Annotated in this window: 17 protein-coding genes; 3 read left to right on the top strand and 14 right to left on the bottom strand. The window is 71.6% G+C overall.

The genetic code is table 11. From position 1 onward, the window contains the following. Nucleotides 1–264: a DoxX family protein gene (locus AMETH_RS12315; protein WP_017981781.1), complete on the bottom strand. Its 264-nt coding sequence runs from the start codon at nucleotides 262–264 to the stop codon at nucleotides 1–3. 196 nt (nucleotides 265–460) lie between these two features. Here AMETH_RS12315 and AMETH_RS12310 point away from each other — a divergent pair, with 196 nt between their 5' ends. Continuing rightward, nucleotides 461–913, top strand: a complete 453-nt coding sequence (locus AMETH_RS12310) for a winged helix-turn-helix transcriptional regulator (protein ID WP_017981780.1) — start codon at nucleotides 461–463, stop codon at nucleotides 911–913. On the opposite strand, the gene AMETH_RS12305 is transcribed toward AMETH_RS12310, so the two are convergent. Further along, on the bottom strand, nucleotides 882–2,150 hold the full coding sequence (locus tag AMETH_RS12305; RefSeq protein ID WP_223843134.1) for a glycosyltransferase family 87 protein: 1,269 nt from the start codon (nucleotides 2,148–2,150) through the stop codon (nucleotides 882–884). The two genes, AMETH_RS12310 and AMETH_RS12305, sit on opposite strands and share 32 nt — an antisense overlap. Nucleotides 2,151–2,274: 124 nt before the next feature. After that, complete coding sequence (locus tag AMETH_RS12300) at nucleotides 2,275–2,757, bottom strand: GtrA family protein (RefSeq protein WP_223843133.1); 483 nt, start codon at nucleotides 2,755–2,757, stop codon at nucleotides 2,275–2,277. A 187-nt stretch (nucleotides 2,758–2,944) separates the two neighbouring features. Between AMETH_RS12300 and AMETH_RS12295 the strand changes: the two genes are divergently transcribed. Together AMETH_RS12295 and AMETH_RS12290 are read left to right on the top strand one after the other, a co-directional pair. Further along, nucleotides 2,945–3,466 (top strand): YqaA family protein, encoded by a 522-nt coding sequence (locus AMETH_RS12295; protein WP_017981777.1) that lies wholly within the window; start codon nucleotides 2,945–2,947, stop codon nucleotides 3,464–3,466. Nucleotides 3,467–4,003: 537 nt separating this feature from the next. Then, on the top strand, nucleotides 4,004–4,966 hold the full coding sequence (locus AMETH_RS12290) for an aldo/keto reductase (RefSeq protein ID WP_223843132.1): 963 nt from the start codon (nucleotides 4,004–4,006) through the stop codon (nucleotides 4,964–4,966). Here the strand turns inward: AMETH_RS12290 and AMETH_RS12285 are convergent. The 11 genes from AMETH_RS12285 to AMETH_RS12235 all read right to left on the bottom strand — a co-directional run bounded on the left by AMETH_RS12285 (nucleotide 4,951) and on the right by AMETH_RS12235 (nucleotide 15,749). Further along, nucleotides 4,951–5,502, bottom strand: a complete 552-nt coding sequence (locus tag AMETH_RS12285; RefSeq protein ID WP_017981775.1) for a hypothetical protein — start codon at nucleotides 5,500–5,502, stop codon at nucleotides 4,951–4,953. The genes AMETH_RS12290 and AMETH_RS12285 overlap by 16 nt on opposite strands. 356 nt (nucleotides 5,503–5,858) lie before the next feature. Continuing rightward, nucleotides 5,859–6,311: a membrane protein gene (locus tag AMETH_RS12280; RefSeq protein WP_017981774.1), complete on the bottom strand. Its 453-nt coding sequence runs from the start codon at nucleotides 6,309–6,311 to the stop codon at nucleotides 5,859–5,861. Then, complete coding sequence (gene dapB / locus AMETH_RS12275) at nucleotides 6,308–7,075, bottom strand: 4-hydroxy-tetrahydrodipicolinate reductase (RefSeq protein ID WP_017981773.1); 768 nt, start codon at nucleotides 7,073–7,075, stop codon at nucleotides 6,308–6,310. The genes AMETH_RS12280 and dapB overlap by 4 nt, the downstream gene beginning before the upstream one ends. Beyond that, on the bottom strand, nucleotides 7,072–8,436 hold the full coding sequence (locus AMETH_RS12270; protein WP_017981772.1) for a M16 family metallopeptidase: 1,365 nt from the start codon (nucleotides 8,434–8,436) through the stop codon (nucleotides 7,072–7,074). Before AMETH_RS12270 ends, dapB begins: the two co-directional genes overlap by 4 nt. Before the next feature lie 82 nt (nucleotides 8,437–8,518). Next, entirely contained in the window at nucleotides 8,519–10,765 is a 2,247-nt protein-coding gene (locus tag AMETH_RS12265) for a polyribonucleotide nucleotidyltransferase (RefSeq protein ID WP_017981771.1), read from the bottom strand. Between the two features lie 215 nt (nucleotides 10,766–10,980). Next, nucleotides 10,981–11,250, bottom strand: a complete 270-nt coding sequence (gene rpsO, locus AMETH_RS12260; RefSeq protein ID WP_017981770.1) for a 30S ribosomal protein S15 — start codon at nucleotides 11,248–11,250, stop codon at nucleotides 10,981–10,983. A gap of 114 nt (nucleotides 11,251–11,364) precedes the next feature. Then, entirely contained in the window at nucleotides 11,365–11,868 is a 504-nt protein-coding gene (thpR, locus tag AMETH_RS12255) for an RNA 2',3'-cyclic phosphodiesterase (protein WP_017981769.1), read from the bottom strand. Between the two features lie 3 nt (nucleotides 11,869–11,871). Next, nucleotides 11,872–12,351 carry a helix-turn-helix domain-containing protein gene (locus AMETH_RS12250; protein WP_017981768.1) on the bottom strand — a complete coding sequence of 160 codons (480 nt, stop codon included), beginning with the start codon at nucleotides 12,349–12,351 and terminating at the stop codon, nucleotides 11,872–11,874. A 116-nt stretch (nucleotides 12,352–12,467) separates the two neighbouring features. Beyond that, nucleotides 12,468–13,439, bottom strand: a complete 972-nt coding sequence (locus AMETH_RS12245; protein WP_081617545.1) for a bifunctional riboflavin kinase/FAD synthetase — start codon at nucleotides 13,437–13,439, stop codon at nucleotides 12,468–12,470. A 63-nt stretch (nucleotides 13,440–13,502) separates the two neighbouring features. Continuing rightward, entirely contained in the window at nucleotides 13,503–14,414 is a 912-nt protein-coding gene (gene truB / locus AMETH_RS12240; protein ID WP_081617544.1) for a tRNA pseudouridine(55) synthase TruB, read from the bottom strand. Nucleotides 14,415–14,438: 24 nt separating this feature from the next. After that, the gene (locus tag AMETH_RS12235; RefSeq protein WP_017981765.1) at nucleotides 14,439–15,749 is read right to left on the bottom strand and encodes an MFS transporter; all 1,311 of its coding nucleotides are present in this window, start codon (nucleotides 15,747–15,749) and stop codon (nucleotides 14,439–14,441) included. Nucleotides 15,750–15,855 lie beyond the last annotated feature (106 nt).

Here is a 15,855-nt window from a genome sequence, read left to right as displayed (position 1 = left end):
TCACCACACCGTCGCCAGCCACGCGGCGACGCCGGCCAGCACGATCAGGGGCACGTTCAACCCGGTTTCCTTCACCTCGCCCCGCGACAGGTGCAGGCCGGCCGCCAGCACCTGGAGCACCGCGAACCCGAGTGCCGCCACCAGCGCCAGCGCGGGCGCGACCCCGGTCAGCGGCGGCAGGACCAGCCCGAGCACGCCGAGGATCTCCACCGCGCCGATGCCGCGCACCGCCCACATCGGCACGGTGTCGACCCAGCCCATCATCGGCGCCAGCTGCGCGCGGCTCTGCGCGATCTTCTTCCACCCGCGAACAGGTACAGGACCCCCAGCAGCGCGGCCACGACCCAGTAGGCGATTTCCACGGCGACCTCCGATGGTTACGACTTGTAAACAACCACATCATTGGTCATCGGAGGGTCTACAAAAGGCACACGGATGTGCGTAGCGGACAGGAGCGTGCGTGTCGCGGTACGAACGGACCTGCCTGATCCGGGGCGACGGCGGGCGCGCGATCCGGCGCATCCTGGACCGGATCGGCAACAAGTGGAGCCTGCTGGTGGTCGCCACGCTGGACGACCAGCGGATGCGTTTCACCGAGCTGCAGCAGCGCATCCCGGGCGTGTCCCAGCGGATGCTGTCGCTGACGCTGCGGAACCTCGAACGCGACGGCCTGGTGTCGCGCACCGCCTACGCGGAGGTGCCGCCGCGCGTCGAGTACGCGCTCACCGACGTCGGCCGCACCCTGATCGAGCCCGCCGTGCGCCTGGCGGAATGGGCGGTCGAGCACGACCCCGACATCGAACGCAGTCAGCGCGCGTTCGATGAGCAGCGCGGCGGACACAAGTGGAGCCCGGGAACACCCCGGGCTCCACCTCGGACGATCAGGCCTCGTCCCCGGCGCGGACCGGCGTGAAGGCCGGCTTCGTCAGCTCCTGGCTCAGCTCGAAGTCCAGGTCGTCGGCCGGGACGGGCTTGCCCCGCCCGCGGAACCACAGCACGGACATCACGACCAGGAAGGCCACGGCCACGATCTGGTAGCTGCTGCCCGCGACCTGCTGCGCGAAGCTCCAGTTCTCCCACTCCAGCGGCACCCAGTAGTGCGGCGCGAGCCACAGGATCACCACCGCGGCCCAGCCGGACACGATGAGCCACTTGTTGTTCTTCCGCACGCCCATCACGAGCACCAGCACGGCCGTCGGCAGCGCCAGGATCCAGTGGTGCGACCAGGAGATCGGCGAGATCAGCAGTACGCCCGCGGCGTTGACACCCAGCGCGAGCGCGAGGTTGTCGTCCCGCAAGGCCCGTGCCGTACCGAGGAACGTCATGACGACGACCGCGAGCACGCCGAGGCCGCCCACGACCGTCAGCGTGGTGCCGGTCAGGTGCAGCTTCTCGAACGTCGCGGTGATCGACTCGTTCGCGTGGATCGGCCCGATGTTCATGCCGGTGGCGTGGAAGACGCGGTCGGTCCAGTACGTCCACGAGTCGCCGGGCATCAGCACGAACGCGATCGCCGTCATCACCAGGAAGCTGACGAACGCGGTGACCACCGCGCGGAAGTCCTTGCGCAGCAGGAAGATCAGGCAGAACCCGGCCGGGGTCAGCTTGACCGCCGCCGCGATGCCGATCAGCGCGCCCCGCGGCCAGCGCGGGTTCGGCCACAGGATGTCGACCGCGACGAGCATCATCAGCAGGACGTTGATCTGGCCCCAGAAGATCGTGTTCGCGACCGGGTGCGCGACCACCATCACGACCGCGGCCGCCACGACCATCCAGGTCTTGTTCAGCAGGCCGCGCAGCTCCGGCGAGGAGTTGCGGTAGGCCAGGATGATCGGGAACAGCGCCAGGCAGGTCACGCCGGTCAGCAGCGGGTAGCCGATCGGCGGCGGGATGATCGCCAGCGGCGTGAACAGCACCGCGGAGAACGGCGGGTACGTGTAGGGCAGCGCGCCGCCGATGGTCGAGACGGGCAGCTCCGAGTAGATCGAGTGGCCCTTGAGGAACGTGTCCGCGCCCAGCCGGTAGACGTCGACGTCGGTCGGCCACTTCCGGATGCCGTGCGCGTAGTACGCGAGCGCGGCGAACAGGCCGACGGCCAGCAGGAGTTCCAAGCCCAGGCGTACCCGCTCGGCGGTACTGCCGTACCTCATCGTCTCGATGACAGCTTTCACTCGTTCTCCCAGTCCCGGCCAGGCGTGATCTCACGGAACAGACGCCGCAACGCCTTATCTTCGTTGCCCGCGTGATCGATGTTACGAGCGGGTCCCTCTTGCACTACGCGCGGCTGCGGCCGGTGAACACGATCCAGCGAAGCACGCTGTAGAGGAACACGGCCTCGCACACGCCGGCGATGATGCGCGCCAGGTGGTACTGCACGCCCAGCGCGGCAAGGCCGGCCCCGGCGCCGAGGATGAACGCGAAGTAGTTGACCGCCACCGCGATGGCGTAGAGCACGGCCTGGCGCCCGACCGGGGCGTGCGAGCGGAAGTTGAAGACGCGGTTGAGCACGAAGCTCAGTGCGAAGGCGCACACGTAGGCTGCGGTGATGGCGGCCGGCAGCGGCAGCCCGGCCACGCCGTGGCCCAGGGTCAGCAGCAGCAGGTCGACGCCGAAGGTGAACCCGTTGATCAGCGCGAAGCCCACGAAGCTGGGCGGGACCAGCGTGTTCAGCCCCAGGGGCAGGTACCGGACGACCGTCGCGCAGAACGACGCGAACCTCTCCGCGAGCGACCGCGTCACCCGGATGTCCTGTTGCACGGCGCCACGGTGGCAGAAGCGGGTGACGGGAAGGTGAGCAACCGGTAGTCAACAGGCGGCGGAAAGTGTCATCGACCCCACGGAGAACACACTTCGGGCTGATATCTTCTTGTGACCCCGCCCGTGTGATCCTCCGTCCCCCCGCGGAGGCGCGCGCCGCCCGAAGCCCCCCCGTCAGGAGGCGCGGATGTTCGCCTGGTTCTGGGTGACGCTCGGCGTCGCCTTCGGGTCGGCGATCGTGCCCGTGATCAGCGTCGAGGTGTTCGTGCTGGGGCTCGTGGCCAGCGAGCCGGGGCTGCACTGGCTGCTGGTCGGCGCGGCCGTCTCGATCGGCCAGATCGCCGGCAAACTGCTGTACTACCTCGCCGCGCGCGGTTCGATCAGGCTGCCGCGGTTCCTGCACGACCGCCTGCACCGGGAGCGCCCGCCCAGCCGCCGCCGCGACCGGTGGCACCAGCGCACGAAGTGGCTGCGCGGCAAGGTGGAGGCCCTGCGCGAACGCTGCCACCGGCACCCGCACTGGATGACGGGCACCTACGGGGTCAGCTCGCTCGTCGGGCTCCCCCCGTTCATGGCGACGACGGTGCTGGCGGGCCTGGCCGACATGCGGATGTCGACGTTCCTCACGGCGGGCCTGACCGGGCGGTTCATCAGGTACAGCGCGCTGGCCGCCTGCCCGGCGGTGTTCGCGGGCTGGTTCCACCACTGAGCTCGGGCTACCGCAGGATCCGGAACAGACCGTCGGAGGGGTCCACCACGACGGGCAGGGACTCGCCGACCACGGGGACCTGGGGTGGGCCCGCGGTGGGGCACCTCGAACTCCGGCACCTCCAGCCCGCTGATCTGCAGAGTCACCCTGGTGCCGGCCTCCTCGCCGATCGAGCACGGCCGCGCGCCGACGACCAGCGCCGTCGCGGGCCGCCCGCTGCGGGCCAGCCGGTCCGTCCGCCGCTTCCCCCGCGGGATCGACAGCCACCCCGTGAGGCCGAACCCGCCGACGAGCACCGTGGCCGCCACCCCGCCGGCCACCCCTGCCAGGCCAGCTCGCCGGCCAAGGCGAGCACGACGATCACCGCGGGCCCGGCGAGCATCGCGATCGCGGCTCCGGTGTAGCCGAACGCCCGGGCTCCGCGGCACGACCTCGTCGAAGTTCCCGTCGGAGCCGAGGATCGGCCGGTCGCTGGTCACTTTGCGAGGTCAGCGCCGGACGTGCCGGATCCGGCGGTGATCCGACAGAGTGGACCGCATGAGATACCGGCTTTTCGGGCGCACCGGGCTGCGCGTGGCGGAGATGTTCCTGGGGGCGATGGCGCTGCAGGAACCGGATGAGGCGCAGCGGGTGGTCAAGGCCTACGCCGACGCCGGGGGCAACGTGATCGACACGGCCTCGGCGTACGCGGAGAGCGAGAGCGTGCTGGGCGAGGTGCTGACGGACCGCGACCGGTTCGTGCTGGCGACCAAGTACACGCTGACGCGGGACCCGCACGACCCGAACGCCGGGGGCAGCCACCGTAAGAACCTGGTCGCGTCGCTGGAGCGCAGCCTGCGGCGGTTGCGCACCGACTACGTCGACATCCTGTGGGTGCACACGTGGGACCCGCACACGCCGGTCGCCGAGACGCTGCGTGCGCTGGACGACCTGGTCCGGGCCGGGAAGGTCAGGTACCTCGGGGTGTCCGACACGCCCGCGTGGGTGGTGAGCCGGGCGGACGTGCTGGCGGAGTGGCGCGGGTGGACGCCGTTCGCCGGCGTGCAGGTGCCCTACAGCCTCCTGAACCGCGACATCGAGCGCGACGTGCTGCCGATGGCCGAGCAGCTGGGGCTGACCGTCGCGGCGTGGGGCGTCCTGGAGCACGGCGCGCTGACCGGGTCCAGCCGGGTCGGTTCGCCGTCGCCGGAGCAGCAGCGGGTGGCGGCCGCGGTGCGCGCGGTGGCGGACGAGCTGGGTGTCACGCCGGCGCAGGTGGCGATCGCGTGGTCGCGGGCGCGGTCGGCGGTCGTGCACCCGCTGATCGGGTTCCGCACGGCGGACCGGGTCGCGGAGACCGTCGCCGCGCTGGACGTGACGCTGCCGCCGCAGGCGGTGGCGGAGCTGGAGGCGGCGGCGCCGTTCGAGCCGGGCGCGTTCGCCGACTTCGTGAACCGGTCGGCGGCCAGCGCGGGGGTGTTCGGCCACGGCGAGGTGGTGGGGCGTCAGCTGCGGGAATGAAGTGGTTCGGCGACGGTCCAGTACACCGGCTCCGGCGCCTCCTCGGGCGGCAGGCCGAGGATCCACGCCAGGAGGTCCGAGGCCTGGGCGTGGGTGTCGGTCAGCCCCCACTGGTTGAGGCGGACACCGGCGTCGGCTTCGTAGCCGTGGCACAGCCAGGAGTGCACGCTCATCAGACCGAACTCGACGCCGATGATCTCGAAGCCGCGCAGCACGGCGTGCGCCGGCATCGGCTCCTGCCTGACGAGTGACGCCAGGGGTTCCGCGTCGGCCGGTTCCACGTGGAGGTCGCCGCAGACCGCCTCGACGAGCGCGGCGGCGTCGCGGCGGGTGAAGCCGATTGCGAGCAGGTGGCCGTCGAACCGGGCCGCGGCAGCCGGGTCGCCGTGCCAGGCCCAGAACTCCGGGCCGTGCTCGACACCGGTGAGGCACCTGCTCAGGCTGATGAACGGCTCCGGCAGCCACCGCGAAGGGCACCCCTCCCGCTCGGCGCGCGGGACGGCCAGGTAGCCCGCGAGCAGGAGTTCGTCGTCCACCCGAGCAGTGTCGCAGGCGCCCGCACCGGGTTCGCGACGGATTGATGATCAGCGCCCGGGTTTCCGGTTCTCTGGGCAGTTGCCACCACCGGTCGGCGAGCGTGCCGGGCTGGGCGAACGGCCTCAGGCGTCGATTCGCTCCCCCGACGCCAGGTGCTCGAACTTGGCGGCGGTCCCGAGTACCGGGAGTCCCCTGCCCAAGCGAACGCTTAGCCCGCGGCCTCCACCGCCTCCAGATCCAGCGCTCACACATCCCGGCGCGCGCACGGCGCCGGTCGCCGGCCACGTCGTACGCGTCCCGCCAACCGGCACCACCGCCAGTCCGCCAGGTGCACGCACCACGGGCACGGCACCACCTAACGCGCCGCCTCCGCCGCTTCCAGGTCCAGCGCCTTGCGCATCGTGGCGCGGGCGCGGCGCCGGTCGCCCGCCAGGTCGTACGCGTGCGCCAGCCGGTACCAGTACCGCCAGTCCTCGGGGTGCTGCTCCAGCTCCGCGCGGCGCTCCTCGAACCACGCGTCCGCCGCGGCGCGGTCCACCCGGCCGGACGGGCGGCGCGGCAGGTCGGCCACGTCCGGCAGCCCGCCCTCGGCGTCCAGCCGTCGCGCCAGGTGCTGGATCCGCGTGCCGGACCGCCAGGTCGCGACGACCATCCACAGCCCGAGCAGCGGCAGCACCAGCACGCCGACGCCGAGCGCGATGCCCACGCCCGTCCCGGTCGCGATCAGCTCCACCCCGCGCGCCCCGAGCAGCACCAGGTAGACCACCAGCGCGGCGGTCATCACCAGTGCGACGTTGCGGGCCTTCACAGGTCGAGCACGTTCTCGAGGCCGACGGTCAGGCCGGGACGGCCCAGCACCTCCCGCACCCCGAGCAGCACACCCGGCATGAACGAGGTCCGGTCCATCGAGTCGTGCCGGATGGTGAGCGTCTCGCCCTCCTGACCGAACAGGATCTCCTCGTGCGCCACCAGCCCGGGCAGCCGCACCGAGTGCACGTGCACGTCTTCGACCCGCGCGCCGCGGGCACCGTCCAGCTCGCTCGTCGTCGCGTCCGCGCCCGGCTTCAGCCCGGCCTCGCGGCGCGCCTGCGAGATCAGCCGCGCCGTGTGGGCCGCCGTGCCGGACGGGGCGTCCGCCTTGCGGTTGTGGTGCAGCTCGATGACCTCGACCGACTCGTAGAACCGCGCCGCCTGCTGCGCGAACCGCATCGCGAGCACCGCGCCGAGCGCGAAGTTCGGCGCGATCAGCACGCCGACCTCCGGCTTGCCCGCCAGCCACGACCGCACCGTGCCCAGCCGCTCCTCGCTGAACCCGGTGGTGCCGACGACCGCGTGCAACCCGTTGCCAACCAGGAACTCCAGGTTGCCCATCACCGCGTCCGGGTGGGTGAAGTCGACTACCACCTCCGCGCCGGCCTCGGTCAGCGCGGCCAGGTCGTCGCCCGCGTCCAGCGTCGCCACGACCGTCATGTCGGGCGCGCCCCCGGCGGCCTTGACCACCTGCGCACCCATGCGTCCCTGGGCGCCCAGCACGCCGACCCGGATCGGGTTGTCCTCGCCGCGGGGGTTCATTTCGCGATCACCTCGTGCAGATCTTCCGGTAGGTCCTGCTCGGAAGCGTACGGCCCGACCACCGCGGCGGCGGTGACCCCTCCCGGCGTCCCGAACAGGGTGCGGGCCAGCTCACACACCTCCTCGGTGGTCACCGCGGCGATCCGCTCCACCGACTCGTCGACGGTGAGGTGCGCGCCGTAGTTGAGCTCCTGCTTGCCGATGCGCGACATCCGCGACGCGGTGTCCTCCAGGCCCAGCACGATCCCGCCGCGCAGCTGCCCCTTGGCGCGCGCGACCTCGGCGTCGGTGAAGCCGTCCTTGCCGACCTGCCCGAGCACGTCCCGCAGCACCGCCGACACCTCGCCCAGCCGCTCCGGCTGGCAGCCCGCGTATACGGAGAAGTGGCCGGTGTCGGCGTAGGTCGCCACCGACGAGTACACCTGGTAGGCCAGGCCGCGCTGCTCGCGCACCTCCTGGAACAGCCGCGAGCTCATGCCGCCGCCGAGCGCGGCGTTGAGCACCGACAGCGCGTACCGGCGCTCGTCGTGCCGCGACAGCGCCTTCATGCCGAGCATGACGTGCGCCTGCTCGGTGTCGTCGCTGTGCAGCACCAGCCGTCGCTCCGCGGCCACCCGCGCCTTGCCCGTCCGCGGCGGCACCGGGGTGTCCGAACCGGACAGGCGACCGCGCAACGCCTTGCGCGCCAGGCGGAGGACCTGCGCGTGCTCGACGTTGCCCGCCACCGCGAGCACCATCTTCGGCAGCGTGTAGCGGCGCCGGTAGAACCCGCGCAGCCCGCTCGCCGACATGCCGGTGATCGACTCGGTGGTGCCTAGCACCGGGCGCGCCAGCGGGTGCGAGCCCAGGACCGTGGTGACGAACGTGTCGTGCAGCAGGTCCTCGGGATCGTCGTCGCGCATGGCGATCTCCTCGAGCACCACGCTGCGTTCGGTGTCCACATCGGACTCCGCGCAGAGCGCCTCGAACACCACGTCGGTGACCAGGTCCATCGCCAGCGGCAGGTCCTCGTCGAGCACCTGCGCGTAGTAGCAGGTGTGCTCCTTCGCGGTGAACGCGTTCAGCTCACCGCCGACCGCGTCGATCTCCTCGGCGATCTGCACCGCGGACCGGTTGGTGGTGCCCTTGAACAGCAGGTGCTCCAAGTAGTGCGCCGCACCGGCCACCTTCGGCGGCTCGTCCCGCGAGCCGACCCCGACCCACAGGCCGACGGTCGCCGACCGCACCCCCGGCACGTGCTCGGTGACCACCCGCAGCCCGCCCGGCAGCACGGTGCGCTTCACAACCTGGCCGTTCGCCCCGGTTTCGAGCGTCCGCGTGGTGCCCGCGGCCTGCTCGTGCCCGGCAATCTGTCGCGCCATCGAATCCCAACACTCGGTGCGGGAACACGGAAAACGGCCCGCCCCGCCCGGGGACGGGCCGTTTTCCGGCTACCGCTTCGTCCTACTTGGCCTCGGCGCCCTCGGCGGGGGCGTCCTCGGCCTTCTTCTCGCCCTCTTCCTCGTCCTTGACGAGGACCAGGCTGATCTTGCCGCGGTTGTCGATGTCGGCGATCTCGACGCGGAGCTTGTCGCCCACGTTGACCACGTCCTCGACCTTGCCGATGCGCTTACCGTTGCCCAGCTTCGAGATGTGGATCAGGCCGTCCTTGCCCGGCAGCAGCGAGACGAACGCGCCGAACGCGGCCGTCTTCACCACGGTGCCCAGGAAGCGCTCGCCCACCTTCGGCAGCTGCGGGTTCGCGATGGCGTTGATCTTGCTGATCGCGGCCTCCGCGGACGGGCCGTCGGCCGCACCCACGTAGATCGTGCCGTCGTCCTCGATCGAGATGTCGGCGCCGGTCTCCTCGGTGATCGAGTTGATCATCTTGCCCTTCGGCCCGATGACCTCGCCGATCTTGTCGACCGGGATCTTCACGCTCGTGACGCGCGGGGCGTACGGGCTCATCTCGTCCGGGGAGTCGATGGCCTCGGCCAGCACGTCGAGGATGGTCAGCCGGGCGTCCTTGGCCTGGTTCAGCGCACCCGCCAGGACGTCCGACGGGATGCCGTCGAGCTTGGTGTCCAGCTGCAGCGCGGTGATGAAGTCCTTGGTGCCTGCGACCTTGAAGTCCATGTCACCGAAGGCGTCCTCGGCGCCCAGGATGTCGGTCAGCGCGACGTAGCGCGTCTCGCCGTCGACCTCGTCCGACACCAGGCCCATCGCGATGCCCGCGACCGGCGCCTTCAACGGCACACCGGCGTTGAGCAGCGACATCGTCGAGGCGCACACCGAGCCCATCGAGGTGGACCCGTTCGACCCCAGCGCCTCCGACACCTGCCGGATGGCGTAGGGGAACTCGTCCCGCTTCGGCAGCACCGGCACCAGCGCGCGCTCGGCCAGCATGCCGTGGCCGATCTCGCGCCGCTTGGGCGAGCCCACGCGGCCGGTCTCGCCGGTGGAGAACGGCGGGAAGTTGTAGTGGTGCAGGTACCGCTTCGTCGTCTCCGGCGACAGCGAGTCGATCTGCTGCTCCATGCGCAGCATGTTCAGCGTGGTGACACCCAGGATCTGGGTCTCGCCGCGCTCGAACAGCGCCGAACCGTGCGCTCGCGGGACGATCGCGACCTCGGCCGCCAGCTGGCGGATGTCGGTGAGGCCGCGGCCGTCGATGCGGACCTTGTCGCGCAGGATGCGCTGGCGGATCAGCTTCTTGGTCAGCGCCCGGAACGCGGCGCCGATCTCCTTGTCGCGGCCCTCGAAGGCCTCGCCCTCGCCGAGGCCGACCTTGGCCAGCACGGCGGCCTTGACCTCGTCGGTGGCGTTCTCGCGGTCCTGCTTGCCGGCGATGGTCAGCGCCTCGGCCAGGTCCTCGCTCGCGATCGCGGCGACCGCGTCGTAGGCGTCCTGCTGGTAGGCGGGGAACACCGGGAAGTCGCCGGTCGGCTTGGCGGCCGCGTCGGCGAGCTTCTGCTGCGCCTCGCACAGCACGCGGATGAACGGCTTGGCGGCGGCCAGGCCCTCGGCCACGGCCTGCTCGGTCGGCGCCGGGGCGCCGCCCGCGATCAGGTCCAGCGTGTTCTCGGTGCCCTCGGCCTCGACCATCATGATCGCGACGTCGTCACCGACGACACGGCCCGCGACGACCATGTTGAAGGTCGCCTGCTCCAGCTGCGACCAGGTCGGGAACGCCACCCACTGGCCCTCGATCAGCGCGACGCGGACGCCGCCGATCGGGCCGGAGAACGGCAGGCCGCCGATCTGCGTGGAGGCCGACGCGGCGTTGATCGCCAGCACGTCGTAGGGGTCCTCGGGGTGCAGGCTCTGCACCGTGACGACGATCTGGATCTCGTTGCGCAGGCCGTCCGCGAACGACGGGCGCAGCGGCCGGTCGATCAGGCGGCAGGTCAGGATCGCGTCGGTGGAGGGACGGCCCTCGCGGCGGAAGAACGCGCCCGGGATCCGGCCCGCGGCGTACATCCGCTCCTCGACGTCCACCGTCAGCGGGAAGAAGTCGAAATGCTCCTTCGGCTGCTTGGACGCGGTGGTCGCCGACAGCAGCATCGTCTCTTCGTCCAGGTAGGCGACGACAGCGCCGGCGGCCTGCCGGGCGAGCCTGCCCGTCTCGAAGCGGATCGTGCGAGTGCCGTACTTGCCGTTGTCGATGACGGCCTCGGCCTCGTGCACGACGGGTCCGCTTGCTTCGGTCATGTGTAGTTGACTCCTCGTTCGTTCGGGCAGCAGAGCGCCCCGCCCGTGCGGGGCGGCGTCCGAGGAACGAGCCGGTCTTCGATCGAAGCCAACGGGACTCTCCCGTAAGCCACTACCGAGGACCGGCGTCCTTGCCCTCGAGCGCCTGCCCTTCCTCTTTCTTACTTCGTATGGACCGAGGGGGAGCGACCGTGGTCACTCCCCCTCGGATCACGTCATCGGCGCAAGCCGAGTCGCTGGATCAGCGACCGGTAGCGTTCGATGTCCACCTTCATCACGTAGTTGAGCAGCCGGCGACGACGGCCGACCAGCAGCAACAGGCCGCGACGGGAGTGGTGGTCGTGCTTGTGCACCTTGAGATGCTCAGTGAGACCGATGATCCGCTTGGTGAGCAGCGCGACCTGGGCCTCCGGGGACCCGGTGTCGGACTCGTGCAGACCGTACTCGGTCAGAATCGACTTCTTCTCGTCGGTGGACAGCGCCACTGAGTTCTCTCCTCTGTGTTGTTCTGTGCCGTGAGGCCCGCTGGACGCAGGTAGTCGGTCGCGGCCGCCACGGACTGCAGCCGGACCCGGTGGTTCAGGGTATCAGGGAGCGCACTACCTGGCCTGCTGGGACAGCGGGAACCGCTCGACCACGACGTATCGCACGCCGTCGGCGCTCCGCTGCGACCGCATCAGCACCGCCTCCGCGGCCGTCCACATCTCGCTGCGGTAGCCGGACAACCGCCGCTCCAGCTCCGCCGGCACCCGCTCGCGCGTGCGCGCCAGGGTCAGGTGCGGCAGGTACGCACGGCCCTCCTCGCCGGCCCCGGCGGCGACCCCGAGCTCGGTGATCCCCTCGCCGTACACGCCGAGGTAGAGGACCCCGGTGAACGTGCCCGCACCTTCCAACCAGATCCGCGGCGCCGGCATTCCCGCCAGCCGCGGCCGCAGCCAGTCCGCGCGCCCGGCGGCGTCGTCCTCGCCGTAGAAAGCCAGCGTGACGTGCCAGTTCTCCGGCGAACTCCACCGCACGCCGTCCAGCCGCGGCAGCCCGGCGACCTCGGCGGTCAGGGTCTCGACCACCGCGGCGGGCGGCAGGACCGCCGAGAACAGCACCACGGCTCAGCCCTGCTGCCCGGCGCGGCGGAGCAGGTCGGCCAGTGCCGGGAAGTCGTCGTCGAGCCGCTTGGCCGCCTCGATCAGGTCCTCGTCCTCGGCGATGTCCCGCAGCACGGACAGCGCCGCGCGCTCCTCGGACAGCGCGTTGACCGGGAAGGTGTCGCGGCCGACGGTGGGCCGCGCGTCCCGCACGTCCTCCAGCGCGGCCATCAGGGCTTCCTTGTGGCCGGCGGCGACCTCGGGGATCAGGCACTTGCGCTCGAGCATGATCATCCGCGCGAGCACCACCGGGTTGCCGATCTTGGCGCGGCGGCCGCTCATCACCTGGCTCAGCATCGGGGCGCTGATGCCCAGCACCTCGGCCAGGTAGGCCTGCGAGACGTCGAACGCGACGACGAGACGGCGCACGCGGTCACCCAGCGGCTCGCCGTACCACTCCCGCTGGAGGGCGATGTTCCGCTGGACGATCTTGTGGTCATCCACGTGCTGTGCTCCCTGCTCTCCCCGGACAGACCTGGCCGCGCCGGACCCAATCTTGCCAGGTGGGATCGGGCGGCCGGGGCGGAATCACCCGACGATTCGCAATCGCACCGGCGCGGTCAGTGACCGGGACCGAGGATGGCCCTGGTGCGGCTGACGTCGTCGGCGATCTGCTCGACCAGGTCGTCGATGCTGGTGAACTTCACCATGTCGCGCAGGCGGCCGACGAAGTCCAGGGCCACGTGCTGGCCGTAGAAGTCCTCGTCCACGTCGAGCACGAACGCCTCGACGGTGCGCTCGCGGCCGGAGAACGTCGGGTTGGTCCCGACCGAGACCGCCGCGGGCAGCAGTCGGCCGGGCTGGTTGTCGCGGACGAACCAGCAGGCGTAGACGCCGTCGGCGGGCACCGCGGCGAACCGCGGCGTGGACAGGTTGGCGGTCGGGTAACCGAGGTCGTGCCCGCGGCCGTCGCCGCGGACCACGATGCCCTCCAGCCGGTGCGGGCGGCCCAGCGCGTCGGCCGCGGCGACCACGTCGCCTGCGTCGATGCAGGAGCGGACGTAGGTCGACGAGAAGGTGATCTCGCCGGTGTCCGCGGTCTCGCCGTCCGGTGTGGATCCGCCCTGCAGCTCGGCGCCGTAGGTGGCGAACCCGAAGCGGCGGCCCAGGTCCTTGAGCAGGGCCACGTCGCCGGCGGCCTTGTGCCCGAAGGTGAAGTTCTCCCCCACCACCACGGCGGCCGCGTGCAGCCGGTCGACAAGCACCTCGTGCACGAACTCGTGCGCGGTCAGCCGGGACAGCTCCGCGGTGAACGGCAGCACGCAGAGCACGTCGATGCCGAGCTGCTCGACCAGCTCCGCCTTGCGGCGCAGCGTGGTCAGCTGCGCCGGGTGGCTCCCCGGCCGGATGACCTCGGACGGGTGCGGGTCGAACGTCAGCATCACGCTGGGCAGGTTGCGGTTCTTCGCCACCTCGACCGTCCTGGCGATCAGCGCCTGGTGCCCGCGGTGCACCCCGTCGAACACGCCGATCGTGACCACGCACCGTCCCCAGCTGCCGGGGAGATCAGCAAGCCCTCGCCACCTCTGCACGCATGCAGCGTACTGCCGCGCGAAGCGCGTCCGTCGAGGGTGGTGGCGGGGAAGCGGCCGGCCCTAGGCCGGAGCCAAGACGACCACCGAGCGGGCCACGCCGCCGGCATCGACGGCGAGAGCGAGCACTTGGCCGTCCGGGTCGAACACGCCGTAAGTGCCCTCCAGGCCGGACGCGCGGACCTGCTGTCCATACCGGACAGCCCTGGCGGTGGCCGCATCGACGTCATACCGGGGGAAGGCGGCGCTGACGGCCTCGTTGAGGTCGAACGACAGCTCCGGCTTCTCCTCCAGCTGCTCCAGCGTGCGCGCCGCGGCGATGCCGAACGGGCCGACCGTGGTGCGGCGCAACGCGGCGAGGTGACCGCCGACGCCGAGCGCCGCGCCGAGGTCGCGGGCCAGCGCCCGCACGTAGGTGCCCGACGAGCACTCGACGACGGCGTCCAGCTCGATGCGGCCGGCGGCGCGGCGGGTGGCGAGCAGGTCGAACCGGTACACGGTGACCGGCCGCGGCTTGAGCGCGACCTCTTCACCGGCCCGCACCCGCGCGTACGCCCGCTTGCCGGCGATCTTCACCGCGCTCACCGCGCTCGGGACCTGCTGGATCTCCCCGGTGAGCGCGGCGATCCCGGACGCGATCGCCTCGTCGGTGACGGCGGCCAGCGTGTCCGGGTCCGCGGTGGCGGTGTGCTCGCCCTCGGCGTCGTCGGTGGTGGTCGAGACGCCGAGGGCCAGCGTGGCGAGGTAGGTCTTGCGGTCCAGCGCGAGGTGGCCCAGCAGCTTGGTCGCCCGCTCGACGCCCAGCACCAGCACGCCGGTGGCCATCGGGTCGAGCGTGCCGGCGTGCCCGACCTTGCGAGTGCCCATGATCCGGCGCACCCGCGCCACCACGTCGTGTGAGGTCATGCCCGGTGGTTTGTCCACCACGAGCAGGCCGGGCGGGGGCGCGGGGCGTCGAGTCTTCGGCTGGGACACGGCTGGAAACCTTACGGGGCGCCGTTACGCGGCTGACGGGACCTTCCGGGTGGGCGCGTCCCACACGTGACGGCGGACCTGCACCGGCACGTGCTCGCCCCGCTCCTGCGCGGCGAACAGCTCGGCGCGGGCGCGCAGCCACCACACCAGCATGCGGAACGTGCCCAGCACGAGCACCGCGACGACGGCCAGCAGCGCGAGCCGGAACTGGCCGCCGGTGAGCTGCAGCAGCACGCCGACCGCCAGCGCGGTGAGCGTGGTGGCGACGAACCCGCCGACGTTGACCACGCCGGTCGCGGTGCCCACGCGGGTCAGCGGGTTGTAGTCGCGGGCCAGCGCGAACCCGATCATCGACGCCGGGCCGCCCAGCGACAGGAACGCGAACGCGGCCACCAGCACGCCGACCGGGATCTGCCCCGGCCAGCTCAGCAGCACGGCCCAGACCGCGGCGGCGCCGGCGAGGTAGCCGAGCACCAGCGGCATCCGGGTGCCGGGGCGGGCGGAGATGATGCTGCCGACCAGCGGGCCGCCGATCATCGAGCCGAACACGAACACGGTCAGCAGGGCGCTGGCGGTCGCGGCCGGGCGGCCCTGGCCCTGCACCAGGAACGGCACGCCCCACAACAGGGTCAGCACGTTCGGGGCGAACATCGTCGAGAAGTGCACCCAGAAACCGAGGCGGGTGCCGGGGACGCGCCACGCCGTGCGGACCTGGCGGGCCAGCTGACGCGCGTTGACCGGGCCGGCCTTCGGGGTGGCGCCGGCCGGGGTGTCGCGGACGCGGCCCGCGACGACGGCCGAGTAGATCGCGGTGATCAGGCCGGCGGCGAGGAACGTCGGAGTCCAGCCGGGGCCGGCGAGCAGCAGGGTGAGCGGGACGGTCGCGGCGAGGTTGCCGAGGAAGCCGATCGCCGTGGTGAAGCTGGTGACCACGGCGTACTGGCGGCCCGGGAAGTGCGCGGCGATCAGGCGCAGCACGCTGACGAAGGTGAGCGCGTCACCGAAGCCGAGCACACCGCGCGCGAGCAGGCCCAGCGCGTAGGTGTCCGCGACGGCGACGAGGACCTGGCCGAGGCCGAGGAACAGCAGCGCGGCGGTGAGGACGTTGCGCGGCCCGAAGCGGTCGACGAGGACGCCGGTGGGGATCTGCATCGCGGCATACACACCGACCTGCAGGACGGTGAACGTGGAGAGCGCGGCGGCGCCGACCCCGAACCGGTCGGCGGCTTCCAGCCCGGCGACCCCGAACGAGGTGCGGTGGAAGACGGAGAGGAGGTAGACGATGGCGGCGGTGAACCAGATGAACCACGACCGGCGGCTGGCCTTGCCGGTCACGGGTGCCTGCTGCGGCGGCACGAAGGATTCCTCCCGGAGCGGAGTGGGCGACAACGACACGGGGACGCCCGCATCGCCGTCCCGATAGTTGTATCGCCTATGCAAG

The organism is Amycolatopsis methanolica 239 (genome assembly GCF_000739085.1).
GTDB classification, from domain to species: Bacteria; Actinomycetota; Actinomycetes; order Mycobacteriales; family Pseudonocardiaceae; genus Amycolatopsis_E; species Amycolatopsis_E methanolica.
This window is presented reverse-complemented; position numbering and strand designations above follow the sequence as displayed.

Coding starts and splice junctions, on each gene's coding strand:
- AMETH_RS12270 (WP_017981772.1), bottom strand. CDS start 8,436: ATGGCGCGACAGATTGCCGGGCACGAGCAGGCCGCGGGCACCACGCGG.
- AMETH_RS12305 (WP_223843134.1), bottom strand. CDS start 2,150: ATGAGGTACGGCAGTACCGCCGAGCGGGTACGCCTGGGCTTGGAACTC.
- AMETH_RS12315 (WP_017981781.1), bottom strand. CDS start 264: ATGATGGGCTGGGTCGACACCGTGCCGATGTGGGCGGTGCGCGGCATC.
- AMETH_RS12290 (WP_223843132.1), top strand. CDS start 4,004: ATGAGATACCGGCTTTTCGGGCGCACCGGGCTGCGCGTGGCGGAGATG.
- AMETH_RS12295 (WP_017981777.1), top strand. CDS start 2,945: ATGTTCGCCTGGTTCTGGGTGACGCTCGGCGTCGCCTTCGGGTCGGCG.
- AMETH_RS12265 (WP_017981771.1), bottom strand. CDS start 10,765: ATGACCGAAGCAAGCGGACCCGTCGTGCACGAGGCCGAGGCCGTCATC.
- dapB (WP_017981773.1), bottom strand. CDS start 7,075: ATGAACCCCCGCGGCGAGGACAACCCGATCCGGGTCGGCGTGCTGGGC.